Raw genomic sequence first — 22,972 nt, forward strand, 5'->3', positions numbered from 1 at the left:
AACGACCGGCAAGTGCAGCCACCGCGAGCGGCGAGCACGCACCCCCGGACCACCAGCACCACGACGCCCGGCAGCGGAAGCAGCGACACGCGCACCCGCCGAGCTCACCGCCCGATCAGCGAAGCGACCGAGCCGATCCGACCCGCGCGCTCACCCCCGGAATCCGGGCACCCCGCCGGAGAACAAGGTGCTCACCGAGTCGGCGAGCTCCGCGGGCGTCCAGTCGGCGTCGGCGTCGAGCAGCAGCCGGGCACCGGATTCGGCGGCGCCGACGGCGAGCGCCGCCAGCACACCGGCGCGGCGGTCGGCCTCGGGCGCGGTGTCGCCGAGCCAGTCGCGCAGCACCGGGGTGAGCCGTTCGACGGCCCGCGCCCGGGAGCCCTGCACGGCGCGCGCCCGGTCGGCCCGCACCTGGGTCCCGTACAGCAGCCGGTAGCTCTCCGGCGCGTCGCGGACGGCGGTGTAGTAGGCGATGAGCACGTCGCGCAGCGCGTTCGCCGGGTCCGGCTCGGCGCGGGCGGCGTCGAGTGCGGTGGCGAGCTGTTCGGTGAACCGGCGGCTTTCCCGCTCGTCGAGGGCGTGCAGCATGGTGTCGCGGTTGTTCCAGCACCGGTAGAGCACGGTCTTGGCGACTCCGGCTTCGGCGGCGACGGCGTCCATGGACACGGCGTCCCCCTCGCGCGCGGTCACGCGCAGCGCGGCGTCGAGCACGAGTTCCTTGCGGACGGCGAGCGGCAGGTGCTGCGCGCGTCCCCCCTTGGCGCCGGTCATGGCCGCGTCCTCCCCGGTTCGTCTCAGCTGTCGCGCATCGGGTGCATGCGCAGCAGGAAGGTCGGCGAGACCAGTCCCACCGGCAGCGGCAGCTTGCCGACCCTCATGTTGACGCGGCGGTAGTGCGCGTTCAGCGGCGGGCCGGAGATGAGGGTGTCGAGCGGGTCGGTGTAGGAGCCGCCGATGGTGAGGTCGACGTCGGCGGCGCGCTGCTCCAGCGGGTGATCGACGGTGCTGAAGGTGACGAGCCGGGGGACGGAGAGCCCGACGGTGCCGATGACGTTGCGGAACGGCTGGTTGAAGATCGGCGGCACCGAGTCGACCTCGTCGCCGAAGCGGCCGGTGATGCGGATGAGGTCGACGCCGCGGCGGCGCACGACGGCTTCGACGCGGTCGTCGTGCTCGGCCCAGTCGATCTCGGCCATCTTCTTGGGGAAGCCGAGGGTGTCGCGACCGCCGATGAGCGCGGTGTCGTCGTCGACGACGATCCACGGGCAGTGGGCGGCGCGGAACGGGCCGTGCTTGACGTTCAGGAACAGCGCGGCTTCGTGGTAGGTGCTGTTGAAGTTCGTCCACGGGTAGTCGACGACGAACAGGGTGGCGGTGCTGCTCTCGTCCATCTTGACCCCGGCGGGCAGCACGTGGTTCGCGGCGTCGCGGTCGATGGGGACGGTGGCGGAGAGGAACTTCGCGTTCTTGTACTTGTCGGCCTGGGGGCTCTGCCTGCGGCGGAGGTCGGCCTTGGCCTCGTCGAAGGTGAACTCCGGGCGGGCGTCGGCGGGGGCGACGCCTTCTTCGGACATCTGGACCTTGCCGACCTGGTGGGTCGTCATCTGTGCCTCCTCGTGTTTTGTACCTCGCAGTACAATCATTGTACTTACGGGTACAAAAGTCAAAGGTGCAGGTGAACAGCGCTGTTCGGCCGCCCGAGGCCGCGGACCGCCGCACGGGCGATCAACCGGCGGCCGAGCCGTCGTATCGTCCAGGACCGTCGGTGCCCGATCGGCTGCGAAGGAGCGGGCGGTGTCGAGTTCCACCACCGGAGGACCCTCGATCGCGGGGCGGATGGATCGCCTCCCGCTGATCGGCACGCATCGGAAGGCCACCACCGCCGTCGGGCTGGGGCTCTTCTTCGACATGTACGAGATCTTCCTGACGCCGGTGCTCAGCACCGCCCTCGTGCAGGAGTTCCAGCTCAGCACGGCCGAACTGCCGCTCGTGCTGGCCTCCACGTTCCTCGGCATGTTCGTCGGCACGCTGCTGCTCGGCAGGCTCGCCGACCGCATCGGGCGCCGCCGCGCGTTCTTGCTCAGCCTCGCCGTGTACTCGCTGTTCTCACTGCTCGGCGCGTTCAGCACCGGGCCGTGGATGCTGGCCGCCACCCGGTTCGTCGCCGGCGTCGGCATCGGCGCCGAACCACCGCTGGCGGACGCCTACCTCAGCGACCTGCTACCCGCGAAGCGCCGCGGCCGGTACATCGCCTGGGCCTACACCGTGGCGTTCCTCGGCGTGCCCGCCGCCGGATTCCTCGCGCACTGGCTCGTCCCCGCCGCACCACTGGGCATCGCGGGCTGGCGTTGGATGTTCGCGCTCGGCGCGCTCGGCGCCGTCGTCGTGTTCCTGCTGCGGCGCGGGCTCCCCGAGTCACCGCGCTGGCTGGCCGCCACCGGCAGGCAGGCCGAGGCCGAAGCCCTCGTCGACGAGTTCGAAGCGCAGGCCCGCGCCACCGGAGCCGCACTGCCCGAGCCCGAACCCGCGCGCACCGCGCCCCGCCCGGCCGGTGGACTCCGCGACCTCGTCGCCGCCCCGTACGGGAAGCGCACCGCGATGATGGCCGCGTTCCAGGTGCTGCAGACCGTCGGCTACTACGGGTTCGGCACGATGGTGCCGCTGGTGCTCGCCGCGAAGAGTTACGAGATCACCGACACGCTGCTGTTCAGCGCGGTCACCTACCTCGGCTACCCGGCGGGTGCGGCGCTGTCGCTGCCGTTCGTGGAGCGGATGGAGCGCAAGCACCTGGTGATCGCCTCCGCGCTGGGCATGATGGTGCTGGGGCTGGCGTTCGGGTTGTCCGCCTCGACGGTGCCGATCGTGGCGTTCGGGTTCCTCTACACCGCGGTGAGCAACGTGTTCTCGAACGCGTTCCACATCTACCAGGCGGAGATCTTCCCGACGCACATCCGCGCGACCGCCGCGTCGTGGACGTACTCGCTGTCCCGGCTGACCACCGGTGCGATGCCGTTCGTGCTGGTGCCGCTGCTGCACGCGCAGGGCGCCGGGGTGCTGTTCGCGGTGGTCGCCGCCGCGATGATCGGGGTCGGCGTGGACATCGGCCTGTTCGGACCGCGCTCGACCGGGCGACCCCTGGAAGACGTCAGCGAGCGGTAGCGAGCTCCGGCTCCGGCTCGAACCGGGCCCGGAACCGCTCGGTGGTCTGCGGCACCACCAGCACCACCGCGATCGCCAGCGCCGGCCCCACCAGCAGCGCGGTGAACGCGGCGGAGTAGCCGCCGTGCTCCACGACGTAGCCGAACACGCCGGGGCTGAGCACCCCGGCCAGCTGCCCGCCGAACATGATCACTCCCCCGGCGACGCCGGTGAGCCCGGCGGGCAGGCTGCGCAGCGGCACCGAGAAGCACGGCAGGTACGCCAGCCCCGCCACCCCGCCGAGCACGGTCACGCACGCCACGAACAGCGGCACCGACGGCATCCGCGGCAGCAGGGGCAGCAGGGGCAGCAGCAGCCCCACCACCAGCATGCTCGGCACCACCAGCAGCCGCGGCCGTCCGCCGAGGCGGTCCGACAATCGCCCGCCCAGCACCGTCCCGGCCGCTCCCAGCAGCGTCGGGCCGATCAGCGCCAGGCTCGCCTCGCCGATCGCCAGGCCGCGCGCCTCCACCAGGTACGAGGTCGTCCAGGTGCCGATGCCCCAGCTCACCACGTCGTAGGCGAAGAACATCACCGCGAACCCCCACAGCACCGGGGAGCGCAGCAACCGCGCGGTGCCACCGCCGGCGCGCGCGGACCCGGTGAGCTCCGGGGCCATCGGCTCCGGCATCCACCGCAGCACCGCGGCGAACACCAGCAGCCCCAGCACGGCCACCACCAGGAACCCGACCCGCCAGTCCCACAGCGACAGCAGCACCGCGCCCACCACGGCGGCCAGCAGCGCCCCCACCGCGTTCGAGCTCTGCATCCACCCGTTCGCGGTGAGCCGCTGCTGCGGGGTGCTGCGCGCGCTCAACGCGCTGACCGACGCCCCGGGGAACAGCCCCTGCGCGGCGCCGAAGCACAGCCGCAGCACCACCAGCGAGGCGAACGACCAGGCCAGCGCGGTCAACCCGGTGCACACCGACCACAGCAGCAGCGCGATCGCCGCCACCCGCACCCCGCCGAAGCGGTCCGCGAGCAGCCCGCCCGGGATCTGCACCAGGGCGTAGGTCAGGAAGAACGCCGACACCACCAGCCCGCGCTCCCCGTGCCCGAGGCCGAACTCCTCGCCGATCGACGGCAGCGCCACGTTGATGAGGAGCCGATCCACGTAGTCCACGGTCCAGGCCGCGAACAGCAGGGCCACGGTGATGCGGGTCGTCCGGTGCACGAGCGCTCCTCCCGCCCCTGCGGGGCGAACGGCCGACGGGGCCACCGGAACCTACGCCGGACGGACCCTCCCCGGGGAGGCCCGGCGTGAATTCGATCTTGCGAATGGACGGCGCCGGGCCGAGCGCGCCACCATCCCGGCACTGCACAGCACCTACCCCCGTCCGAGTGACCGTCCACGATTGACACGCATACCCCCCAGGGGTATACCTGGCACGGCGGAGGAACGGTGCGCACCGGAGCGGGGAGGACGTCGATGCACGGGTACACCCAGGACAAGGACGAGTACGCCAAACGGCTGCGCCGAATCGAGGGACAGGTCCGCGGCCTCGCCAAGATGATCGAGGACGACAAGTACTGCATCGATGTGCTCACCCAGATCAGCGCCACCACCAAAGCGCTGCAATCGGTCGCGCTGGGACTGCTCGACGAGCACCTCAAGCACTGCGTCGCCGAAGCGCTCACCGAAGGCGGTGCGGCCGCCGACGCCAAGGTCGCCGAGGCCGCCGCGGCGATCGCCCGGCTGGTCCGGTCCTGACCACCGGCAGCACCACGAACCACGAGAAGGGGACGTACATGAGCCAGTCGACCTACACCGTCACCGGGATGACCTGCGGCCACTGCGTGAGCTCGGTGACCGAGGAGATCAGCGAGATCGCCGGCGTCTCCGACGTCGCCGTCGACCTCGCCACCGGATCGGTGACCGTGACCAGCGCCGAACCGCTGTCCGACAGCGCGGTCCGCGGCGCGGTCGAGGAGGCCGGCTATCAGCTGGTGACGGCGTGACCACCGCGGCGGGGGGGGGGCGGGCCCCCCCCCCCCCGGCCCCCCCCCCCCCCCGGCCCCGCGGCCCCCCCCCCCGGGGGGCGCCCCCCCCCCGGCCCCCCCCCGGCGCGGGGGGGGGGGCGGGGGTTGGGGGGCGGGGGTCCGTGGGGTAGGCGCCCCCCCCGGGGGGGGGGCGGCGCCCCCCCCCCCCCCCCCCGCTCCCGCACCTCCGGGCGAACAGGAGACCGCACGATGAGCACTGCAACGCCGGCCGGCACCGGACGGCACGTCGAGCTGATCATCGGAGGCATGACCTGCGCCTCCTGCGCGAACCGGGTGGAGCGCAAGCTGCGCAAGCTCGACGGCGTCACCGCCACCGTCAACTACGCCACCGAGAAGGCCGCCGTCACCTACCCCGCCGAACTCGACCGGCAGCGGCTCATCGACCAGGTCGAAGCCGCCGGGTACACCGCCTCCGTCCCCGAACCGGACGAGACCGGCGACGCCGCCGAGACCACCGACCTGCGCGACCGGCTGATCACCTCCGCCGTGCTGGCGGTGCCGGTGATCGTGCTCGCGATGGTGCCCGCGTTCCAGTTCACCTACTGGCAGTGGGTGTCGCTGGTGCTCGCCGCGCCCGTCGTCGTCCTCGGCGGCGCCCCGTTCCACCGGGCGGCCTGGACCAACCTGCGCCACGGCGCCGCCACCATGGACACCCTCGTGTCCCTCGGCACGCTCGCCGCGTTCCTCTGGTCGCTGTACGCGCTCGTGCTCGGCACCGCCGGGATGCCCGGCATGACCCACGGGTTCGAATTCGGCACCAGCCCCGGCGGCAGCGGCGCCGGATCCATCTACCTGGAGGTCGCGGCCGGAGTCACCACGTTCCTCCTCGCCGGGCGCTACTTCGAAGCGCGCTCCAAGCGGCGCACCGGAGCAGCGCTGCGCGCCCTCCTGGAACTCGGCGCGAAGGACGTCGCCGTGCTGCGCGACGGGCGGGAGCACCGCATCCCCGTCGACGACCTCGCCGTCGGCGACCTGTTCGTGGTGCGGCCCGGCGAGAAGATCGCCACCGACGGGACCGTCGACGAAGGCGGCTCCGCCATCGACAGCTCCATGCTCACCGGCGAATCCGTGCCCGTCGAAGTGGGGCCCGGGGACGGGGTCGTCGGCGCCACGGTCAACTCCGGTGGACGGCTCGTGGTGCGCGCCACCCGCGTGGGGACGGACACCCAGCTCGCGCAGATGGCGCGGCTCGTCGAACAAGCCCAGACCGGCAAGGCCGCCGTGCAGCGGCTCGCCGACCGGATCTCCGCGGTGTTCGTGCCGATCGTCATCGGCCTCGCGCTCGCCACCCTCGGCGGATGGCTGCTCGCCGGTGGCGGCGCCGACGCCGCGTTCACCGCCGCCGTCGCCGTGCTCATCATCGCCTGCCCCTGCGCGCTCGGACTCGCCACCCCGACGGCGCTGCTAGTCGGCACGGGCCGCGGTGCCCAGCTCGGGGTGCTCATCAAGGGCCCCGAAGTGCTCGAATCGACGCGGCGCATCGACACCGTCGTGCTCGACAAGACCGGCACCGTCACCACCGGGCAGATGTCGCTGTCCGCCGTGCACCTCGCCGACGGCACCGACGAGCAGCAGGTGCTGCGGCTCGCGGGCGCCGCCGAACACGGCTCCGAGCACCCCATCGCCCGCGCCATCGCCCGCGGCGCCGCCGACCGCGTCGGCGAACTGCCCGCCGCCACCGACTTCGGCAACGTCGAAGGCCTCGGCGTGCGGGCCACCGTCGACGGGCACCAGGTCAGCATCGGGCGCCTCTTCGACGGCGAGCTGCCCGCCGTGCTGCGCGACGCCAAGACCGCCGCGGAGAACGCCGGGCGCACCGCCGTCGTCCTCGCCTGGGACGGCGCCGCGCGAGCCGTGCTCGACGTCGCCGACACCGTGAAACCCTCCTCCGCTGAAGCCGTGCGCGGGCTCCGCGACCTCGGGTTGCGGCCCGTGCTCCTGACCGGCGACAACGAGGCCGTGGCCAGGACCGTCGCCACCGAAGTCGGCATCGACGAGGTCATCGCCGAAGTCCTGCCGCAGGACAAGGCCGCCGTCGTCAGCCGCCTGCAAGGCGAAGGGCGGGCCGTGGCGATGGTCGGCGACGGCATCAACGACGCCGCCGCGCTCGCCCAAGCCGACCTGGGGCTCGCCATGGGCACCGGCACCGACGTGGCCATCGAGGCCTCCGACCTCACCCTCGTCCGGGGCGACCTGCGCGCCGCCGTCGACGCCATCCGGTTGTCCCGCGCCACGTTGCGCACCATCAAGGGCAACCTGTTCTGGGCGTTCGCCTACAACGTCGCCGCCATCCCGCTCGCCGCTGCGGGCCTGCTCAACCCGATGATCGCCGGGGCTGCGATGGCCTTCTCCTCGGCGTTCGTGGTGGCGAACAGCTTGCGGCTGCGCCGCTTCCACCCCACCACCCACCCGCCATCGGAGTGAACGGACCGTTAGTCCCATCTAGTTGGGCGAAGGGTCCGTTCACTCCAGCTGGCTCGGGACTGCACGGGGTCGCCGCGGTCTTGCGGAACGGCGAACCGCGACCGACGAGGACTCCGAGTGAACGGACCGTTCGTCCAACTAGATCGGACGAACGGTCCGTTCACTCGCTCAACCGCGTGGCGCCGCGCCTCCGCCAGGCCGAAGCGGACCTCAGGGGCGCCGCGGGCTCGGCAACGCCCGGAGCACCAGCGCAGGATGCGGGTCCGGGCCGAACGCCGTGGACTTCACCGGCAGGCGAACCCCGGTCGCCGCGGCAGCCGACAGGTCCAAGTGGCTCGGCGGGAACGCGATCGCCGCGATGCCGCCGAGTTCGCGCACCGCGTGCAACGCCCGCGGCGCACTCGGCTCATACAGCACTGGTGACTCGGCCACCACATCGAGGAACGCCTGCAGCACCGAGATGTGCATCGACCGCAACGACTCCGGGAACCGTTCGCACGGTCCCTGCAGGAACTCGACGTTGGGCCGGTCCAGCAAGAAAGCGCGGTCCGGCGTCGCGACGATGAACGCGGCCCCGTGGTAGGAGCGGGCCCGCAGCACGTCGAGCCACTCCTCCAGCGGCCCGGCCAACGCGGTGATCTGGAACCACTGCTGCGCGGCGGCGAGCGCCTTCCACGGATCGACGTGCGGCAGCACACGGTGCACCGGACGCAACCGCATCGGGCTGCGCTTGGTGTCGACGAGCAACGCGGGGATGTAGTCCCACGGCCCGCGCCCGTACCCGGCGGCGTGCACCTCACGCCGGAACCGGCGGGCGGCCACGTGGCGGTGGTGCCCATCGGCGATCAACGCGGCCCGCTCGTGCAGCGCATCGATGATCTCCCCGCAGGTGGAGCGTTCGGTGAGCCGCCACACCCGGTGCTGCTGGCCGTCCGGAGTGCGCAGCTCGGTCAGCGGCCGCTGCCGGACGGCGGTGTCTAGCTGCGCGGCGGTGCGGTCGGTACCGCCGTAGCCGAGCAGAATCGGCGGCATGCTCATCCGTCCGGCGCGCATCAGCTCGACCATGGCGTCGGTGTGCGCAGGTGCCACGTCTTCGTGCGGAAGCAGCCGGCTGTCCAGGTGCACCGCGGAGATCACACCGCGTTGCACGCCAAGCGGACCGGTCTGCTCGTAGACGTACATGGCGGGACGTTCTTCGCGGGCGAGCGCCTCGAGGCGCTTCCACTCGTCCAGCAACCGCACCGAGTTCTCGACGTCCACGCGGTCCCACGGAGTGGCGTGGCGATCAGCGAGGCCGCGCAGCCGCTCGGGCGCGAGTACCCAGGCGCGGAACGGGCGGATGTCGACTCCCACTCGTACCGAACTCGTCACCACCGCAGTATCAACCCGCGGCTGAGCGTGCGGTGAAGCGGTCGCGGAAAGCACCGATTTGTGCGCTATGCCAGAGGTTTCCTCGACGGAGAGTGATCTCCACTCACCCTGGCGGGGCTGCGACGAGCGCGGCGTGGAGGTCGTCCAACGCCCCGTCCGCGGCGATGAGGAGGCGGGTGCATTCCTGCTCGGTACCGGGCTGCGGCGGGAAGCACCCGCGTCCGGACAGCTCGGTCACCCGCTGCTCCAGCGTGCGCGCCGGGTCGGTGATCTGCGGCGGGTTCTCGGTGGAGTCGGTGGCGCTGAGCGCGATGTTGCGCACCTGCGCCAGATAGCGTTCGCAGCGCTCGGTGCCGTGCTGAGCAGCACGCGTGTAGCACTGGTCCTGCGTGACGAAGCCGATCTTGGTGATGATGTCCTGCCGGGACACGCTCGGCACGTGGCGCTGCACGCCGGGGTCGGTCTGGTAGCCGGCGCACCCGGTCAACGCCAGCGCCGCCAGCGCCACGACCACCGCCGATTTCCGGTGTGATGTCGTCGTTCGCATCCCTCACCCCTTCCGCGGGTCACAGTACGCCCGGGTGGGTTCGGTCGGAGCGGTAGGCGGAGGTCGCGACGCCCCCGCACGCAGCCCCCCGGAGTGAACGGACCGTTCGTCCGATCGTTCTGGATGAACAGTCCGTTCACTCGAGCCGAAAGCTCGTCGAGCCGGCTTCGACGAGCGGCGGACGTCGCGTCGCACGCCCAAGACCTCTCTCGGGTGAACGGACCGTTCGTCCGATTTAATCGGACGAACGGTCCGTTCACTCCACCAGGAATCGGGAAGTTGTCCACAGGTCGGCGATTCATCCACAGATCTCGAAATCGATGTGGCGCCGAGGTGAGCTGAGTGGTCATCGTGGAGTCATGCCGAGGAGAACGATCGCTGACTGGGACGGGGTGGCCACCGCGGCCACCTACGGCGTCATCACAGCGCGCGCTCTCGACGAACTCGGCGTACCGAGGCAGACCGTCTACCACCGGGCCTCGATCGGCGGCCCGTGGAAGCGGCTGCTCCCCGGGGTCATCATGCTGTCGTCGGGCACCCCCACTCGCGAGCAGCGCCTGGACGCCGCGCTCCAGTACGCGGGCACCGGCGCGATGATCACCGGAATCGCCGCTTGCCGGTTGCACGGGATGACGCAGTTCCCCGGCACGGAAGAAGTGCACATGCTCATCCCGGAAGCTCGAAAGCGCGCCAGCAAGGAGTTCGTCGAGATCGAGCGGACCACCCGCTTGCCGCGGCCCGCATCTCAAGGCGGCTTCCGGGTTGCGCCTCTCGTCCGTGCGCTGCTCGACGCGGCACGTCGACTGCCGACGCTGGACCAGGTGCGAGCACTGCTCGCCGAGGCCGTGCAACGCGGAATGGTCACTGCGGAAGCTCTTGCCAAGGAAGCGAAGGCCGGGTCGCGGCGAGGGGTCGCCCGCTGCCGCATCGTGCTCGAAGAGCTGGGTGCCAACGTCCATTCCGCGGCCGAAGGGTGGGCGTACCGGCTGGCGCGGAAAGCCGGTTTGCCGCGGATGCAGTGGAACGTCCGGTTGCTCGGCCCCGACGGGAAGCTGTTGGGCGTACCCGACGGCTGGATCGACGAGGTCGGGCTCGCCTGGCAGATCGATTCCCTCAACTTCCATCTACGGCCGGCCGGCTACGAGAACACGGTGCGACGGCACACGCTCATGACCGCCGCAGGTGTCGTCGTCGTGCACACGCTCCCGAAGCACATCCGATCGAACCCGGCCGCGGTGCTGGATGAGCTCCGACGCTCGTACCAGGTTGCTCGACAACGTCCCCGTCCACGAGTGACAGCCGTTCCCCACACGACCGAACGCCGCTGAACCACCCGCGCCCCGAACGGATCCCGTGCTTCGCGCACGGCGTCGCGTCTCCCCGCCACCGGCTCCCCAGCGCCGACCTACGCACCACTCACGCTGCCTTTCGACCCACCGCGCGTCGGCTACAGCACGCGCGGCGTTCTGCTGCCGGGAGGAAGGTGAACGGACCGTTCGCCCAATCCGGTTGGACGAACGGTCCGTTCACTTCAGAGGATCTCGAGCGCGCTTGAATCGGTCTGCTGGTCACCACGCCGACAGCCGACGCAGGTAATCGACCGAATCAGTTGGTGAACGGACCGTTCGTCCCATCTAGCCGGACGAACGGTCCGTTCACTCCTGGACGGTGCGTGCGGGACCGAACGGCGTTTTTCGAGTGAACGGACCGTTCGTCCCGATCTATTGGAACGACGGTCCGTTCACTCGGGTGCCGGTTAGGGCTGGGCTAGGCGGAGCAGGCGCGCGCACGCCGTGTCCTCATCCGGCGAGGTGGCGATCACGTGCCACTCGCCGCGTTCGGCGACGCCGGTGTCCCAGCCCTGCGTGCCCTTGCGCAGGAACAGGAACTCGGTGGGCGGCATCCGCGGTTCGTGCACGCCCTCGATCCACAGCTCGCTCTCGGCCACACCCGATCCGCGCAGGAGGGTGAACAGTTCGCGGCGGTCCATCCGCCTACCGTAGATCGTCCGCGGGCTTGAGGTAGCCGTTGGACAACAGCCACCGGACGTTCAGCCGCTGCCCGTCGCCCGGCTGGAGGAACGCGGGGTCGAGCAGAATCTGGGTGCCACCACCGGGCTGGGCGAACCAGGCGGCGATGGGTCCTTCCCACGCGGTGAACGGCCGCGCCACCTCGTACCGGTGGTAGCCGCAGGGGAAGTCGGCTTCCCTGGTGGTCAGGCTCTGCGGCGGCAGCGAACGTTCGGCGTAGTCGTCGCCGGCAGGGGCGAGGAAGGAGCCGTACTCGGAGCCGAAGCGGTCCAGTTTTTCGCCCACTTCCAGTACTTCGGCGTCCTTGTCGGCACTTCCGTCGGGGAGCACTTCGAACCCGTCCAGCGGCGGGTACTTCCAGCTCTCCGCCGTGGAGTCCCAGTACTCCGCCAGGAACCGGTCCGGCGGGAGGTTCCCGCTGCGTGAGTAGCCGGCCAGCAGCGGTCCGACGGGCTCCTGCCACGGCCGGGGCAGCACCGCAGGCCCCCATCGTTCGTCGCCGGCGTGGACCCCGGTGCAGGGTTCGGGCCGGTCGGCGTGCGGCGCCGCTTGGGCCGGTGCGGCGGGCACCAGCACGGCCACCAGCCCGAAGCACAGCGCGAGCAGGGCTCGTCTGCGGCGCGGCACGCGCGGGTGCGGGACGGCCGCGCCGCTGCGTCGGATCGCGTTTCGGGAACACGGCATTTCGAACCCCAGCATGGAACTCCTCCTGATCGCTGTGCTGGCCCCACTGATAGCGGCCGAGTGATCACCCGGGGAACGTTCCACGTGGATTGCGCTCGATCGGTTCGCACTCGCTACCTGATCGGATGGATCTTGGTTCTGATTCTGACGCTCCGCATCCGAAGTCGTCGGTGCCACCGCCGCGGGCTGCTCGGAACCCGCCGCTGAACTCGGCGACCGGCCCGCAGGTCCTTTTTGGACGTGCCGAATCCGGGACTTTTCCCTGGCGGTGAACGCTCGACCTTCCCCGGAAGGCGGCCGCGGACCCCGCTGCGCGAACCCGGCACCGTCCACGCTGAGTCACCACGGAACCGACCGGACTCCCGCGAGTGGAAATTCCGGATCCGGCCACGACTCGAATCCACCGGGAAAAAGCAATCCGGCATTGCCGGAACGCGCGCTCTGAAATCCGCTGCGCACATCGACCCAGCCCCGCCGAAACGGCGAACCGGCGGCGGAACGCCCGGCCCCCCGACGATTCGGCGGGCTCAGCCCGTGCCGGTCCCGCCGGTCCCGTCCCCGAACCGGACGTGCTCGGGCTGCGGGATGAGCAGTTCGTCGACCCCGCAGCCGAGCACGGCGCAGAGCACGTCCAGGTCGGCGAGCTTCACGCTCCCGGGCTGCCCGGACCACAACGCGGACATCTTGCCCGCGGAGATCACCATCCCGCGCTCGGCGAGCCTGCGCTGCAGGTCACCGGCCTTCCATATGCCCCGGTTGGCCGCAGCCAGCCGCAGGTTCCACCGCATCCGGACCTCCTCCTGCCCCAGCCGGCACCGCGGACGCGCGCGCGGCACCAGTCGCGAGACCACCCCGTTCTGATCGCCACACCGTTCCCCGCCCAACACCGCACGACGCCTTTCGGGATTGTTTCAGGAATGCCGAATTCGCCTCGACAAGGTCGGGTTAATCGCGAACGCTACTGCATCTATCCAAGCACTCCGCAACCGGTTCCCACCGACCGCCCCCGCACTTCGCCCGGCCGGAGCAGCACGTCGTGCACGGCGCGAATCGGACCCGCTGGAAAACGGGTTCGATCGTCCGCGGAACGACCAGAGAACACCGATTTATTTCCAAGCGCAACTACTTCCCGTGATCACAATAGGCGAAACGAGTGATGGTCGGTGATGTAGCTCCCGCCCGCCACCGGAGCAGCCACTCTTAGCACCTTCGGGTGACTGTACGGCCCCATCCGGCGGTGCTAGCGTCTTCTCCGCCAGGAAATGAGCACGCAATTTGCCGATGCCCGGTTTCCACGTCGGCGTCTTTCCATTCACGCGAAACCCAGCGGAAAACAAGCGAACTCAGTCGAAGAATCGGCCTGTTCCCCTCGAACCGGCCGATTGGCGACCCCGCGACCCGAACCGGGCCGGGCCGGGTCGTTCACCGGCACGGCGGCCAGCGAAGCCCGCCGCGGTCGAGCACGCCCCGCTCCACCGGAGCATTCGGCGCTTTCCCCAGAACTCGAACGAAAGATTAGGTGGTGTACGTCGTGACCGTGGCGGATTCGGGTGTCGACGAGAACGAGCGGCCGCAGCTGAGCCTGGGTACGGCCGCCGCGCGGAACCTCGCGACGACGACCAAGACCCCACCGCAGATGCAGGGCATCACCTCGCGGTGGCTGCTGCGGATGCTCCCGTGGGTGCAGGCGACCGGCGGGACCTACCGGGTCAACCGCAGGCTCACCTACACCTTGGGCGACGGGCGGGTGACCTTCACCAACACCGGCTCCGACGTCCGGGTCATCCCCCAAGAGCTGCGCGAGCTGCCGCTGCTGCGCGACTTCGACGACGAGTCGGTGCTCGGCGCGCTCGCCGACCGCTTCGTCCAGCAGAACTTCGAGCCCGGCGACGTCCTCGTCGAGGCCGGGCAGCCCGTGGACCAGGTCTTCCTGCTGGCGCACGGCAAGGTGAACAAGCTCGGCCGCGGCGAGTACGGCGACGACACCGTGCTCGGCGTCCTCGCCAACGGCGAGTACTTCGGGGAGTCCGCGCTGCTCAGCGCCGACGGCACTTGGGCCCACACCATCAAGGCCGTCACCTCCGGCACCGTGCTCGCGCTGCGGCACCAGAGCCTGCAGGAGATGAACGCCGCCGAGCCGCTGCGCCAGCACCTCGCCGGCATCGACACCTCCACCGGGAAACCGCAGAACGAGCACGGCGAAGCCGAGATCGGCATCCACTCCGGACACAGCGGCGAAGCTCTGCTCGGCGGCACCTACGTGGACTACGAGCTCAGCCCGCGCGAGTACGAGCTCAGCGTCGCCCAGACCGTGCTGCGCGTGCACAGCCGGGTCACGGACCTCTACAACCAGCCGATGAACCAGACCGAGCAGCAGCTGCGGCTCACCATCGAAGCACTCCGCGAACGCCAAGAGCACGACCTGCTCAACAACCCCGACTTCGGACTCCTCCACAACGCAGACCTCTCCCAACGCATCCACACCCGCACCGGCCCACCCACCCCCGACGACCTCGACGAACTCCTGTCCACGGTGTGGAAGGAGCCGACGTTCTTCCTGGCGCACCCGCGGGCGATCGCCGCGTTCGGCCGGGAGTGCAGCAAGCGCGGGCTGTACCCGCAGAACGTGGACTTCCAGGGCCACCAGGTCCCGGCGTGGCGCGGCGTGCCGCTGCTGCCGAGCAACAAGATCGGGGTGTCGGACACCCGCACCACCTCGATCATGCTGTTGCGCGCCGGGGAGCAGAACCAGGGCGTCGTCGGCCTGCACCAGACCGGCATCCCGGACGAGTACCAGCCGGGCCTGTCGGTGCGGTTCATGGGCATCAACGAGAGCGCCGTCATCTCGTACCTGGTCAGCACCTACTACTCGGCCGCGATCCTGGTGCCGGATGCCCTCGGCGTGCTGGAGCACGTCGAGATCGGGCGCGAGGGCTGACCCGGGATGCGGGCCTTGGAGATCCCCGGTTCCGGTGCACCGTGCGGTGCGCGGCTGAACCCGCACGTGGATCGCGCGCACGCGCTCGCCGCCAGGTGGACGCGGGAACAAGGCCTGCTTCTGTCCGATGTGGACTTATCCGGTCCACGTCGGCCCGCGGACGCGGGGATCCCGAGCTCCCCGCACTCCCCCGGCGCGGACCCGTTCCGGGTCGCACCCGGGGAGGAAGCTCCGGGGCCGGTGGCTCACACGCCTGACGCCACCGGCCCCGGGGTGACCGCATCCGCCGTGCGGGACCAGGTGCTGCTCGCCGCCTGGACCCATCCCGACGTGCCCGGCGCGGAGCTGGCGCTGATCGCCTGCTTCGAGGTGTGGGTGGCGGCGGTGCGCGGGCACGTCCGGCGCTGCTCGGGGGCAGTCGCCGAGCGCTCCGTGGCGGGGTTGCACCAGGTGCTGACCGGTGCGGCCGAATCCCGAGACGCCGCTGACCCCGCCGGCAGGGCGTTGCGCGACCTGCGTTCCCGAGTCGCGCCGTCGTGGCGGCGGCAGGTCGATGCCGCGCTGATCGACCTGCTGCGCGGGCAGGCCGCCGAGTCGGCGGGGGCGGCGGTGTCCCGGGTGCCCAACCCGATCGACCACCTGGGCGCGGGCCGCACCAGCGGGCCTGGTCCGTGGGCCGCGCGGCTGGTGGCCTACGGGCTGCGGGTGCGGATCCCGCGGCAGGTCGCCGCGAGCGCCGCGTTCCGCGCGGTGCACGACGCGTTCTGCGACGTGGTGCTGCTGCGCACCCGGAACGCGGGCGCGCCGGAGGAACCGCGGGACGAGCTCTCCGACAGCGTCGTGGTGCTGCAGCGGCACTTCGGGCAGTCCCGGGCGCGAGCGCTCGCCATGCTCGACGACCTGTTGTCGTGGCGCGCGGAACGGTTCGACGAGCTCACCGGCACCGGCCTGCCCGTGCTGCTGGCGGAGTGCGCGGACGCGGCGCAGCGCGACGCGGTGCTGCGCTACGTCCAGGGGCTGCGGGACTGGTCGGCGGGCCTGCTGGCGTGCCGGCCGGACACGGCGCCGCGGGACGCCGGGCCGCCGCGCCCGGCCCCCCCCCACGCCTCGAACCGGGTGCGGCTGCCCGAGTTCTTCATGCCCTTCGACACCAGGCGGAATCCGGCGGTGGACGCGGCGCGGCGGCACTGCCGCGAGTGGGCCGAGGAGCACGGGTTGCTGCGCGGCACCCGCTCGTGGACTCCCGCCGCGTTCGACTCCGCCGACTACGCGCTGCTGGCCGCGCTGACCGAACCCGATGCGGCGGCGGCCGAGCTGGATTTGGCCGCCGATTGGCAGGTGTGGTCGTGGTACGCCGATGACCACCTCCGGTCCCGGGCCTCGGGTGCGGCGTTCCGGGATCGGCTCGCGGACCTGCTCCGCGACGGGCCGGAACCGCGGGAACCGTGGGAGCGGGCGCTGGTCGACCTGTGGCGGCGCACCACCGACGAGCTGGAACCCCGGCGGCGGCGCGAGTTCGCGGTGCGGCTCGCGGAACGCTTCGAGTACCGGGTGGCGGAACTGCGCGGCCCGGAGCCGGCCGATCCGCTGGCGCTGCTCGCGTCCCGGCGGCGCAGCTGCGGCGCCGAGTTCAGCGCCGCGCTGCTGCGGCACCGCCACGCCGCGCAGCTGCCCGCCGAACTGTTCACCGGCACCCCGATGCGGGCGCTCGCCGAGGCGTTCGCCGAGGTCAGCGCGCTGCGGCACGACCTGCTCCGCTACCGGACGACGTCTCCCGGCCCGCCGCGGACGCCGAACGTGGTGGCGGCGGTGGCGGCGTTCCTCGGCTGCCGGCCGCAGCAGGCGGTGTCGCTGACCGACGACCTGTGCACGGCGCGGCTGCGGCGGTTCGAGTCGGTCGCGCACTGGGAACTTCCCGCGCTCACCGGCGAGTTCGACCTCGACGCGGCGGGCTGCGCACGGCTGGAGCGGTACGTGCGCGGCATGCAGCAGTGGATGGCGGGCGAGCTGCGGTGGGTCGCGGTCACCGGCCGCTACGCCGGTACCGGAGACCGGCCGCGCCGGGCGCGGCGCGCGCACGGCCGACCCGGGCGCCCGGACGAGCGCTTCCTGCGCCGGGCTCCCGGCTAGTACCCCGGGCCGCCTCCCGGCCCGGTTCTTCCAGCAACGACAACGGGATTGGTGACTGCATGACCCGCGAGACCCACACCGGGGACCCCACGGACGCGGGTTCCGGCGCTCGCCCCGCGCTCAGCCTGGGCACCGAGGCGGCGCGGAACCTGTCGACCACGACGAAGACCCCGCCGCAGATGCAGGGCATCACGTCCCGCTGGCTGCAACGCACCCTGCCGTGGGTGGAGGCGAGCTCCGGCACCTACCGGGTGAACCGCCGGTTGACCTACACCCTCGGCGACGGGCGCGTCACGTTCGTCAGCACCGGCAAACACGTGCAGGTGGTGCCGCAGGAGCTGCGGGAGCTGCCCGCGCTGCGCGACTTCGACGACGACGCGGTGCTCGGTGCGCTCGCCGACCGGTTCGTGCAGCGCGAGTACGAGGCGGGCGCGGTGCTCGCCGAGGCGGGCGCGCCGGTCGATCGGATCCTGCTGCTGGCGCACGGCAAGGCGCACAAGCTGACCCGCGGCGAGTACGGCGACGACGCGGTGCTCGGGTTGCTCGCCGATGGGGACCACGCCGGGTCCGGGCTGCTGCTCGACCAGGGCTCGCGGTGGCCGCACACCGTGAAGGCCGTCACGCCCTGCACCGTGCTGGAACTGCGCGGTGACGTCGTGGAGGAGACGGCGGCCCGCGCCGACGGACTGCGCGCCCACCTCGACGACGTGCGTTCGCGGCCGTCGAAGTCGCAGAACAAGCACGGCGAAGCCGAGATCGGCATCCACTCCGGACACAGCGGCGAAGCTCCGCTCGGCGGCACCTTCGTCGACTACGAGACCTCGCCGCGCGAGTACGAGCTGGCCGTCGCCCAAGCGGTGCTGCGCGTGCACAGCCGCGTGTCCGACCTCTACAGCACGCCGATGGACCAGACCGAGCAGCAGCTGCGGCTCACCATCGAAGCACTCCGCGAACGCCAAGAGCACGACCTGCTCAACAACCCCGACTTCGGACTCCTCCACAACGCAGACCTCTCCCAACGCATCCACACCCGCACCGGCCCACCCACCCCCGACGACCTCGACGAACTCCTGTCGAGCCGGCGCAAGACCCGGCTGGTGCTGGCGCATCCGCGGGCCATCGCCGCGTTCCGGCGCGAGTGCAACCGGCGCGGGGTGCTCCCGGACGTGGTGGAGGTCGAAGGAACCCGGGTCACCGGGTGGCGCGGGGTGCCGATGCTGCCCAGCGACAAGATCCCGGTGTCCGAGGTGGGCACCACCTCGATCCTCGCCATGCGCACCGGCGCCGAGGACCACGGCGTCGTCGGCCTGCGGCAGACCGGCATCCCCGACGAGCACGAGCCCGGGCTGAACGTGCGGTTCATGGGGATGGACGAGCACGCCGTGGTGTCCTACCTGGTCAGCACCTACTACTCGGCGGCGGTGCTGGTCCCCGACGCGCTCGGCGTGCTCGAACACGTCGAGACCACCCGGTGAAGGAGATCGGCGCAGATGACCGCACATGTGGACGAGGCACGACGGACGGTGGCCGACACGCTGCGCACCGGCCGGGAGCTGCTGGACCCGGCGCTGCGCGCCGCGGTCGGTTCGCTGCCGGAGTCGATGCAGCGCATCGTCGGCCACCACTTCGGCTGGCGGGACGAGCACGGCGCGCCCGTCGACGAAGACCAGGGCAAAGCGATCCGGCCCACCCTGGTGCTGCTCGCCGGGCGGGCCGTCGGCGCCGACGCGCGGCAGGTGCTGCCCGCGGCGGTCGCCGTGGAGCTGGTGCACAACTTCTCGCTGCTGCACGACGACGTGATGGACGGTGACCTCACCCGGCGGCACCGGCCCACCGCGTGGCGGGTGTTCGGGTCCGGGCCGGCGATCCTCGCCGGGGACGCGCTGTTGACGCTCGCCGCCGACGTGCTCACCGGCAGCGGGCATCCGGCGGCGCTCGCCGGGTTGAAGGAGCTCAACGCCACCGTGCTCGACCTGGTGGACGGGCAGAGCTCCGACATGTCGTTCGAGCGGCGCGCCGATGTGGCGCTGCCCGAAGTCCTCACCATGGTCGGGGCGAAGACGGGGGCGCTGCTCGGGTGCAGCTGCGCGCTCGGCGCGTTCTTCGGCGGTGCCGGGCAGGAGCGGGTGGAGCACCTGCGGCGCTTCGGCTACCGGCTCGGCCTGGCGTTCCAGCTGGTCGACGACATCCTGGGCATCTGGGGGGATCCGGCGGTGACCGGGAAGCCGGTGCACTCCGACCTGCGGAACCGGAAGAAGTCGCTGCCGGTGGTGGCCGCGTTGAACTCCGGCACGGCCGCCGGTCGGGAGCTCACCGAGCTGTACTCCCGCGAGATGTCCGATGAGGACGCGGTGCGGGCCGCGCGGCTGGTGTCCGACTCCGGGGCCCGGGAGTGGAGCCGCGGCCACATCGCCACGTTGGAGGCCGAAGCGCTGCACCACCTGGACGCGGCCGCCCTCGAACCGGGGCCGGCTGCGGAGCTGGCGGCGCTGACGCGGATGTTGACGGGGCGCGAGTTCTGACCCCCGCCCGGCTACGGGAGTGAACGGACCGTTCGTCCGATCTAGTTGGGCGAACGGTCCGTTCACCCGTGTCTGAAGCCGCCTCCGGGTGGGGTTCGGTTCGCACTCGCGAGCCGATCACCTCGACCGCGGAACCGGGTGAACGGACCGTTCGACCAATGGAGTGGGACGAACGGTCCGTTCACCCGGAACTCGGCCCGTGGTGGGCCGGGACGGGTGTGTCGGCACCCGCCCGAGTCCACCCGCTCCGGAGGTACGGGAGTGAACGGACCGTTCGTCCGATCTGGTTGGGCGAACGGTCCGTTCACTCCACCGGAGCTCAGTCCTCGTCGCCTTCGGCGGCGTCTCCGGCTTCGTCCAGGACCTCGCCGAGGACCATGCCGCCGACGAGTCCGGCGCCTGCGCCGAGCGCGGCTCCAGCCGCGACGCCACCCCAGCCCGGGCCGCCGCCCTGCTGTTCCTGGTAGTGCTCGTGCTGCTCGGGGTGTCCGCCGCCGAACATGCCACCGCGCTGCGCCGCCTCATCGAGCCAGTGGGTCAGCTCCGCGACCCAGTCCGCCTGCTCCGCCTCCGCGTGGGTGCGGCGGAACCGCCCGAACGCGTCCTCGCCGGAGCGGAACATGCCGCCGCGGCGGTCGGCTTCGAGCACGACGTGCAGGCCGTCGGCGTCGGCGACGAAGGTCAGCTCGACCTCGTCGACGCGGCCGCGGTACTGCTCCGGAGCGAAGAACTCGATCTCTTGGAACATCGGCAGCTGCTGGTCGATGCCGTGCAGCCGCCCGATCTCCAGGTCGGTCGACTTGAACTGAAAACCGAGCGCGCCGAACGCGTCGAGCACCCTGGACTGCGAGGGCAGCGGGGCCACGAACAAGCCGTCCAGGTCGCCCTTGTCGGCGCTCTTCGCGACGACCAGTTCGGTGCGCACGCCGAGGGCGACGCCGGGGAGCTGCGCGCCGTCGACGACGTTGATCGGTGTTTCCGCTGGCACGGGGATCGCGAACGGGATCACCTTGTGCTCGCCGTCGCCGACGTGGAAGTTCTCGGCGACGACGACCTGCATGAACTCGATGGTGGCGTCGTGCTGCTCGTCGCCCCGCTCCACCTCGGCGCGGGCTTCGAACCTGAGGACGATCCGCTCGATGTCGACTTCGTCGTCTCCGGTGACTCGGACTTCACCGGAGAGCGTCGAGCCCGGTTGGACGTGCGGTTCGGAGAACACCGTGTCGACGGTGGGTCCTCCGATCCCGAGCGCCCGCAGCATCTTCTTGAACACCAACGCGACCTCCCAGTCGTTTCAAGATCATCATACGAGCCCCCACCCCGCGTCTGATCTTGCCCCAATGTCCGATTCGTCCGCCATCGCCGTGCCGCCGCGCCGCGAAGATCCGTCGAATGCCGCAGCGCTCACCCCTGGCCTCCCCACCACGTCACTCACCGCGGCCGGAGACGAGTGAACGGACCGTTCGACCAACTAGATGGGACGAACGGTCCGTTCACTCCATCCACCGGGCGGGTGCCGCCGCTGCCCGCGATCTCCAGCCGCACCGGCACGACACCGAGTGAAGGGGGCCGGAGGGCCGGAAAGCGGGGCGGCCGGGGGGGGGTCAGACCAACCGGGGGGGGGGGGGGGGGGCGGGGGGGGGCGGGGGCCGANNNNCGCCGCCCCCCCGGGGGGGGCGCCCCGCCGCCCCCCCCCCCCCCCCCCCCCCCCACCCCCCCCCCGCCCCCCCCCCCCCCCCCAACCCCCCCCCCCCCACGGGCCCGTTCACTCACAACCGGTGGTGGGGCGGCGGCGCCGGTGATGAGCTGTCCCCACCACCCCGGCTGGCCACGACCGCCACGCCGGGGGACGGTGTTGACGCGCCGCGGCGAGTGGTTCGCGGTCACCGAGCACGAGGAGTCGACGTATGCCTTCGGGTCCGTTCCCCGAGCTGGAAGCCGCGCTGCCCGAGTTGGAGCGCTGCTACCTGGCTCTGCACCGCCACCCGGAGCTGGCGTTCGCGGAGCACCGCACCGCCGAGGTGGGCGCGCGGGCGCTGCGGGCCGCCGGTTGCGAGGTCACCACCGGCGTCGGCGGCACCGGAGTGGTGGGCGTGCTGCGCAGCGGGGAGGGCCCGACGGTGCTGCTGCGCGCCGACATGGACGGGTTGCCGTTGCGGGAGCAGACGGGCCTGGACTACGCGAGCACGGAGGTCGCGGACGGCGAGGTCCCGGTGGCGCACGCCTGCGGCCACGACATGCACGTGACGTGGCTGCTGGGCGCGGCACGGCTGTTGGCGGGCCGCCGCGCCGAGTGGTCGGGCACGGTGCTGTTCGTGCTGCAACCGGCCGAGGAGCACGGCGGGGGCGCGCGGGCGATGCTCGCGGACGGCGTGTTCGACCGGTTCGGCACACCGGACGTGGTGCTGGGCCAGCACGTCGGCCCGATGCCCGCGGGGCACGTGTTCACCCGCCCGGGGTTGACGATGTCGGCGAGCGATTCGGTGCACGTGCGGATGTTCGGCCGCGGCGGCCACGGTTCGCGCCCGGAGACGACGGTGGATCCGGTGGTGATGGCGGCGGCGACGGTCATGCGGTTGCAGACGGTCGTGTCGCGGGAGGTGGCGGCGACGGAGTCGGCGGTGGTGACGGTGGGCGCGTTGAACGCGGGCAGCAAGGACAACGTGATCCCGGACGAGGCGGAGCTGCAGCTGAGCATCCGGTCGTTCGCGGAGCCGGTCCGGACCCGGGTGCACGAGGCGGTGCGGCGCATCGTGCGCGCGGAGGCGGCTGCCGCGGGTGCGCCGCGCGAACCGGAGTTCACCGAGGTCGATTCGTATCCGGCGACGGTGAACGACGAGCGGGCCACGGAGGCCTTGACCGCGCGGTTCCGGGAGGTGTTCGGCGAGCAGCGGGTGCACCCGGCGCCGGTCGTGACGGGCAGCGAGGACTTCGGCGAGTTCGGTGCGGCGAGCGGGGCTCCTTCGGTGTTCTGGTTCGTCGGCGGCGTGGACGCGGAGCGCTTCGCGGCCGCGTCGGAGGCGGGCACGGTGGAGCGGGACGTGCCGTCGAACCATTCGCCGCAGTTCGCCCCGCAGCTGCACCCGACGTTGTCGGCCGGGGTGGAAACCCTGGTGACGGCGGCCCT

Annotated in this window: 19 protein-coding genes; 10 read left to right on the forward strand and 9 right to left on the reverse strand. The window is 71.7% G+C overall.

Annotated features, from left to right (window positions below):
* Positions 1-150: 150 nt before the first annotated feature.
* On the reverse strand, positions 151-771 hold the full coding sequence (locus LCD35_RS20100) for a TetR/AcrR family transcriptional regulator (protein WP_224961989.1): 621 nt from the start codon (positions 769-771) through the stop codon (positions 151-153).
* Between the two features lie 23 nt (positions 772-794).
* Complete coding sequence (locus LCD35_RS20105; RefSeq protein WP_224961991.1) at positions 795-1,604, reverse strand: acetoacetate decarboxylase family protein; 810 nt, start codon at positions 1,602-1,604, stop codon at positions 795-797.
* Between the two features lie 190 nt (positions 1,605-1,794).
* Here LCD35_RS20105 and LCD35_RS20110 point away from each other — a divergent pair, with 190 nt between their 5' ends.
* Positions 1,795-3,159, forward strand: a complete 1,365-nt coding sequence (locus LCD35_RS20110; protein ID WP_308011316.1) for an MFS transporter — start codon at positions 1,795-1,797, stop codon at positions 3,157-3,159.
* On the opposite strand, the gene LCD35_RS20115 is transcribed toward LCD35_RS20110, so the two are convergent.
* Positions 3,146-4,372, reverse strand: a complete 1,227-nt coding sequence (locus tag LCD35_RS20115) for an MFS transporter (protein ID WP_225044649.1) — start codon at positions 4,370-4,372, stop codon at positions 3,146-3,148. The two genes, LCD35_RS20110 and LCD35_RS20115, sit on opposite strands and share 14 nt — an antisense overlap.
* 255 nt (positions 4,373-4,627) lie before the next feature.
* On the opposite strand from LCD35_RS20115, the gene LCD35_RS20120 reads away from it, so the two are divergent.
* From LCD35_RS20120 to LCD35_RS20130, 3 genes are all read left to right on the forward strand, one after another.
* Positions 4,628-4,909 carry a metal-sensitive transcriptional regulator gene (locus tag LCD35_RS20120; RefSeq protein WP_224961995.1) on the forward strand — a complete coding sequence of 94 codons (282 nt, stop codon included), beginning with the start codon at positions 4,628-4,630 and terminating at the stop codon, positions 4,907-4,909.
* Between the two features lie 38 nt (positions 4,910-4,947).
* Positions 4,948-5,157, forward strand: a complete 210-nt coding sequence (locus LCD35_RS20125) for a heavy-metal-associated domain-containing protein (protein ID WP_224961997.1) — start codon at positions 4,948-4,950, stop codon at positions 5,155-5,157.
* Positions 5,158-5,388: 231 nt separating this feature from the next.
* Positions 5,389-7,623, forward strand: coding sequence for a cation-translocating P-type ATPase (locus LCD35_RS20130; RefSeq protein WP_224962001.1), 2,235 nt, complete (start codon positions 5,389-5,391; stop codon positions 7,621-7,623).
* A 210-nt stretch (positions 7,624-7,833) separates the two neighbouring features.
* Here LCD35_RS20130 and LCD35_RS20135 read toward each other — a convergent pair whose 3' ends face one another.
* Entirely contained in the window at positions 7,834-8,976 is a 1,143-nt protein-coding gene (locus tag LCD35_RS20135) for a DUF1015 family protein (RefSeq protein WP_225044650.1), read from the reverse strand.
* A 121-nt stretch (positions 8,977-9,097) separates the two neighbouring features.
* On the reverse strand, positions 9,098-9,541 hold the full coding sequence (locus LCD35_RS20140) for a hypothetical protein (RefSeq protein WP_224962006.1): 444 nt from the start codon (positions 9,539-9,541) through the stop codon (positions 9,098-9,100).
* Positions 9,542-9,900: 359 nt separating this feature from the next.
* On the opposite strand from LCD35_RS20140, the gene LCD35_RS20145 reads away from it, so the two are divergent.
* Complete coding sequence (locus LCD35_RS20145) at positions 9,901-10,869, forward strand: hypothetical protein (RefSeq protein WP_225044651.1); 969 nt, start codon at positions 9,901-9,903, stop codon at positions 10,867-10,869.
* Positions 10,870-11,297: 428 nt separating this feature from the next.
* Here LCD35_RS20145 and LCD35_RS20150 read toward each other — a convergent pair whose 3' ends face one another.
* The 3 genes from LCD35_RS20150 to LCD35_RS20160 all read right to left on the reverse strand — a co-directional run bounded on the left by LCD35_RS20150 (position 11,298) and on the right by LCD35_RS20160 (position 13,043).
* Positions 11,298-11,531, reverse strand: a complete 234-nt coding sequence (locus LCD35_RS20150; RefSeq protein ID WP_224962010.1) for a hypothetical protein — start codon at positions 11,529-11,531, stop codon at positions 11,298-11,300.
* Between the two features lie 4 nt (positions 11,532-11,535).
* Positions 11,536-12,270, reverse strand: coding sequence for a TNT domain-containing protein (locus LCD35_RS20155; RefSeq protein WP_224962012.1), 735 nt, complete (start codon positions 12,268-12,270; stop codon positions 11,536-11,538).
* Positions 12,271-12,782: 512 nt separating this feature from the next.
* Entirely contained in the window at positions 12,783-13,043 is a 261-nt protein-coding gene (locus LCD35_RS20160; RefSeq protein ID WP_224967202.1) for a helix-turn-helix transcriptional regulator, read from the reverse strand.
* Between the two features lie 743 nt (positions 13,044-13,786).
* On the opposite strand from LCD35_RS20160, the gene LCD35_RS20165 reads away from it, so the two are divergent.
* The 4 genes from LCD35_RS20165 (at position 13,787) to LCD35_RS20180 (ending at position 19,845) form a co-directional block, all read left to right on the forward strand.
* Positions 13,787-15,193: a family 2B encapsulin nanocompartment shell protein gene (locus LCD35_RS20165; RefSeq protein WP_225044654.1), complete on the forward strand. Its 1,407-nt coding sequence runs from the start codon at positions 13,787-13,789 to the stop codon at positions 15,191-15,193.
* Between the two features lie 273 nt (positions 15,194-15,466).
* On the forward strand, positions 15,467-17,323 hold the full coding sequence (locus tag LCD35_RS20170) for a hypothetical protein (protein WP_225044652.1): 1,857 nt from the start codon (positions 15,467-15,469) through the stop codon (positions 17,321-17,323).
* Positions 17,324-17,382: 59 nt separating this feature from the next.
* Positions 17,383-18,798, forward strand: a complete 1,416-nt coding sequence (locus LCD35_RS20175) for a family 2B encapsulin nanocompartment shell protein (protein WP_224978244.1) — start codon at positions 17,383-17,385, stop codon at positions 18,796-18,798.
* A 15-nt stretch (positions 18,799-18,813) separates the two neighbouring features.
* Positions 18,814-19,845 (forward strand): family 2 encapsulin nanocompartment cargo protein polyprenyl transferase, encoded by a 1,032-nt coding sequence (locus LCD35_RS20180; protein WP_224962277.1) that lies wholly within the window; start codon positions 18,814-18,816, stop codon positions 19,843-19,845.
* Positions 19,846-20,164: 319 nt separating this feature from the next.
* Here the strand turns inward: LCD35_RS20180 and LCD35_RS20185 are convergent, their stop codons facing one another.
* Positions 20,165-21,118 carry a sporulation protein gene (locus LCD35_RS20185; protein ID WP_224962279.1) on the reverse strand — a complete coding sequence of 318 codons (954 nt, stop codon included), beginning with the start codon at positions 21,116-21,118 and terminating at the stop codon, positions 20,165-20,167.
* A gap of 634 nt (positions 21,119-21,752) precedes the next feature.
* Between LCD35_RS20185 and LCD35_RS20190 the strand changes: the two genes are divergently transcribed.
* On the forward strand, positions 21,753-22,972 hold a 1,220-nt coding region (locus tag LCD35_RS20190), incomplete at its 3' end, for an amidohydrolase (RefSeq protein ID WP_225044653.1).

The organism is Saccharopolyspora sp. 6V (genome assembly GCF_020176785.1).
In the GTDB taxonomy this organism is placed as follows: Bacteria; Actinomycetota; Actinomycetes; order Mycobacteriales; family Pseudonocardiaceae; genus Saccharopolyspora_C; species Saccharopolyspora_C gregorii.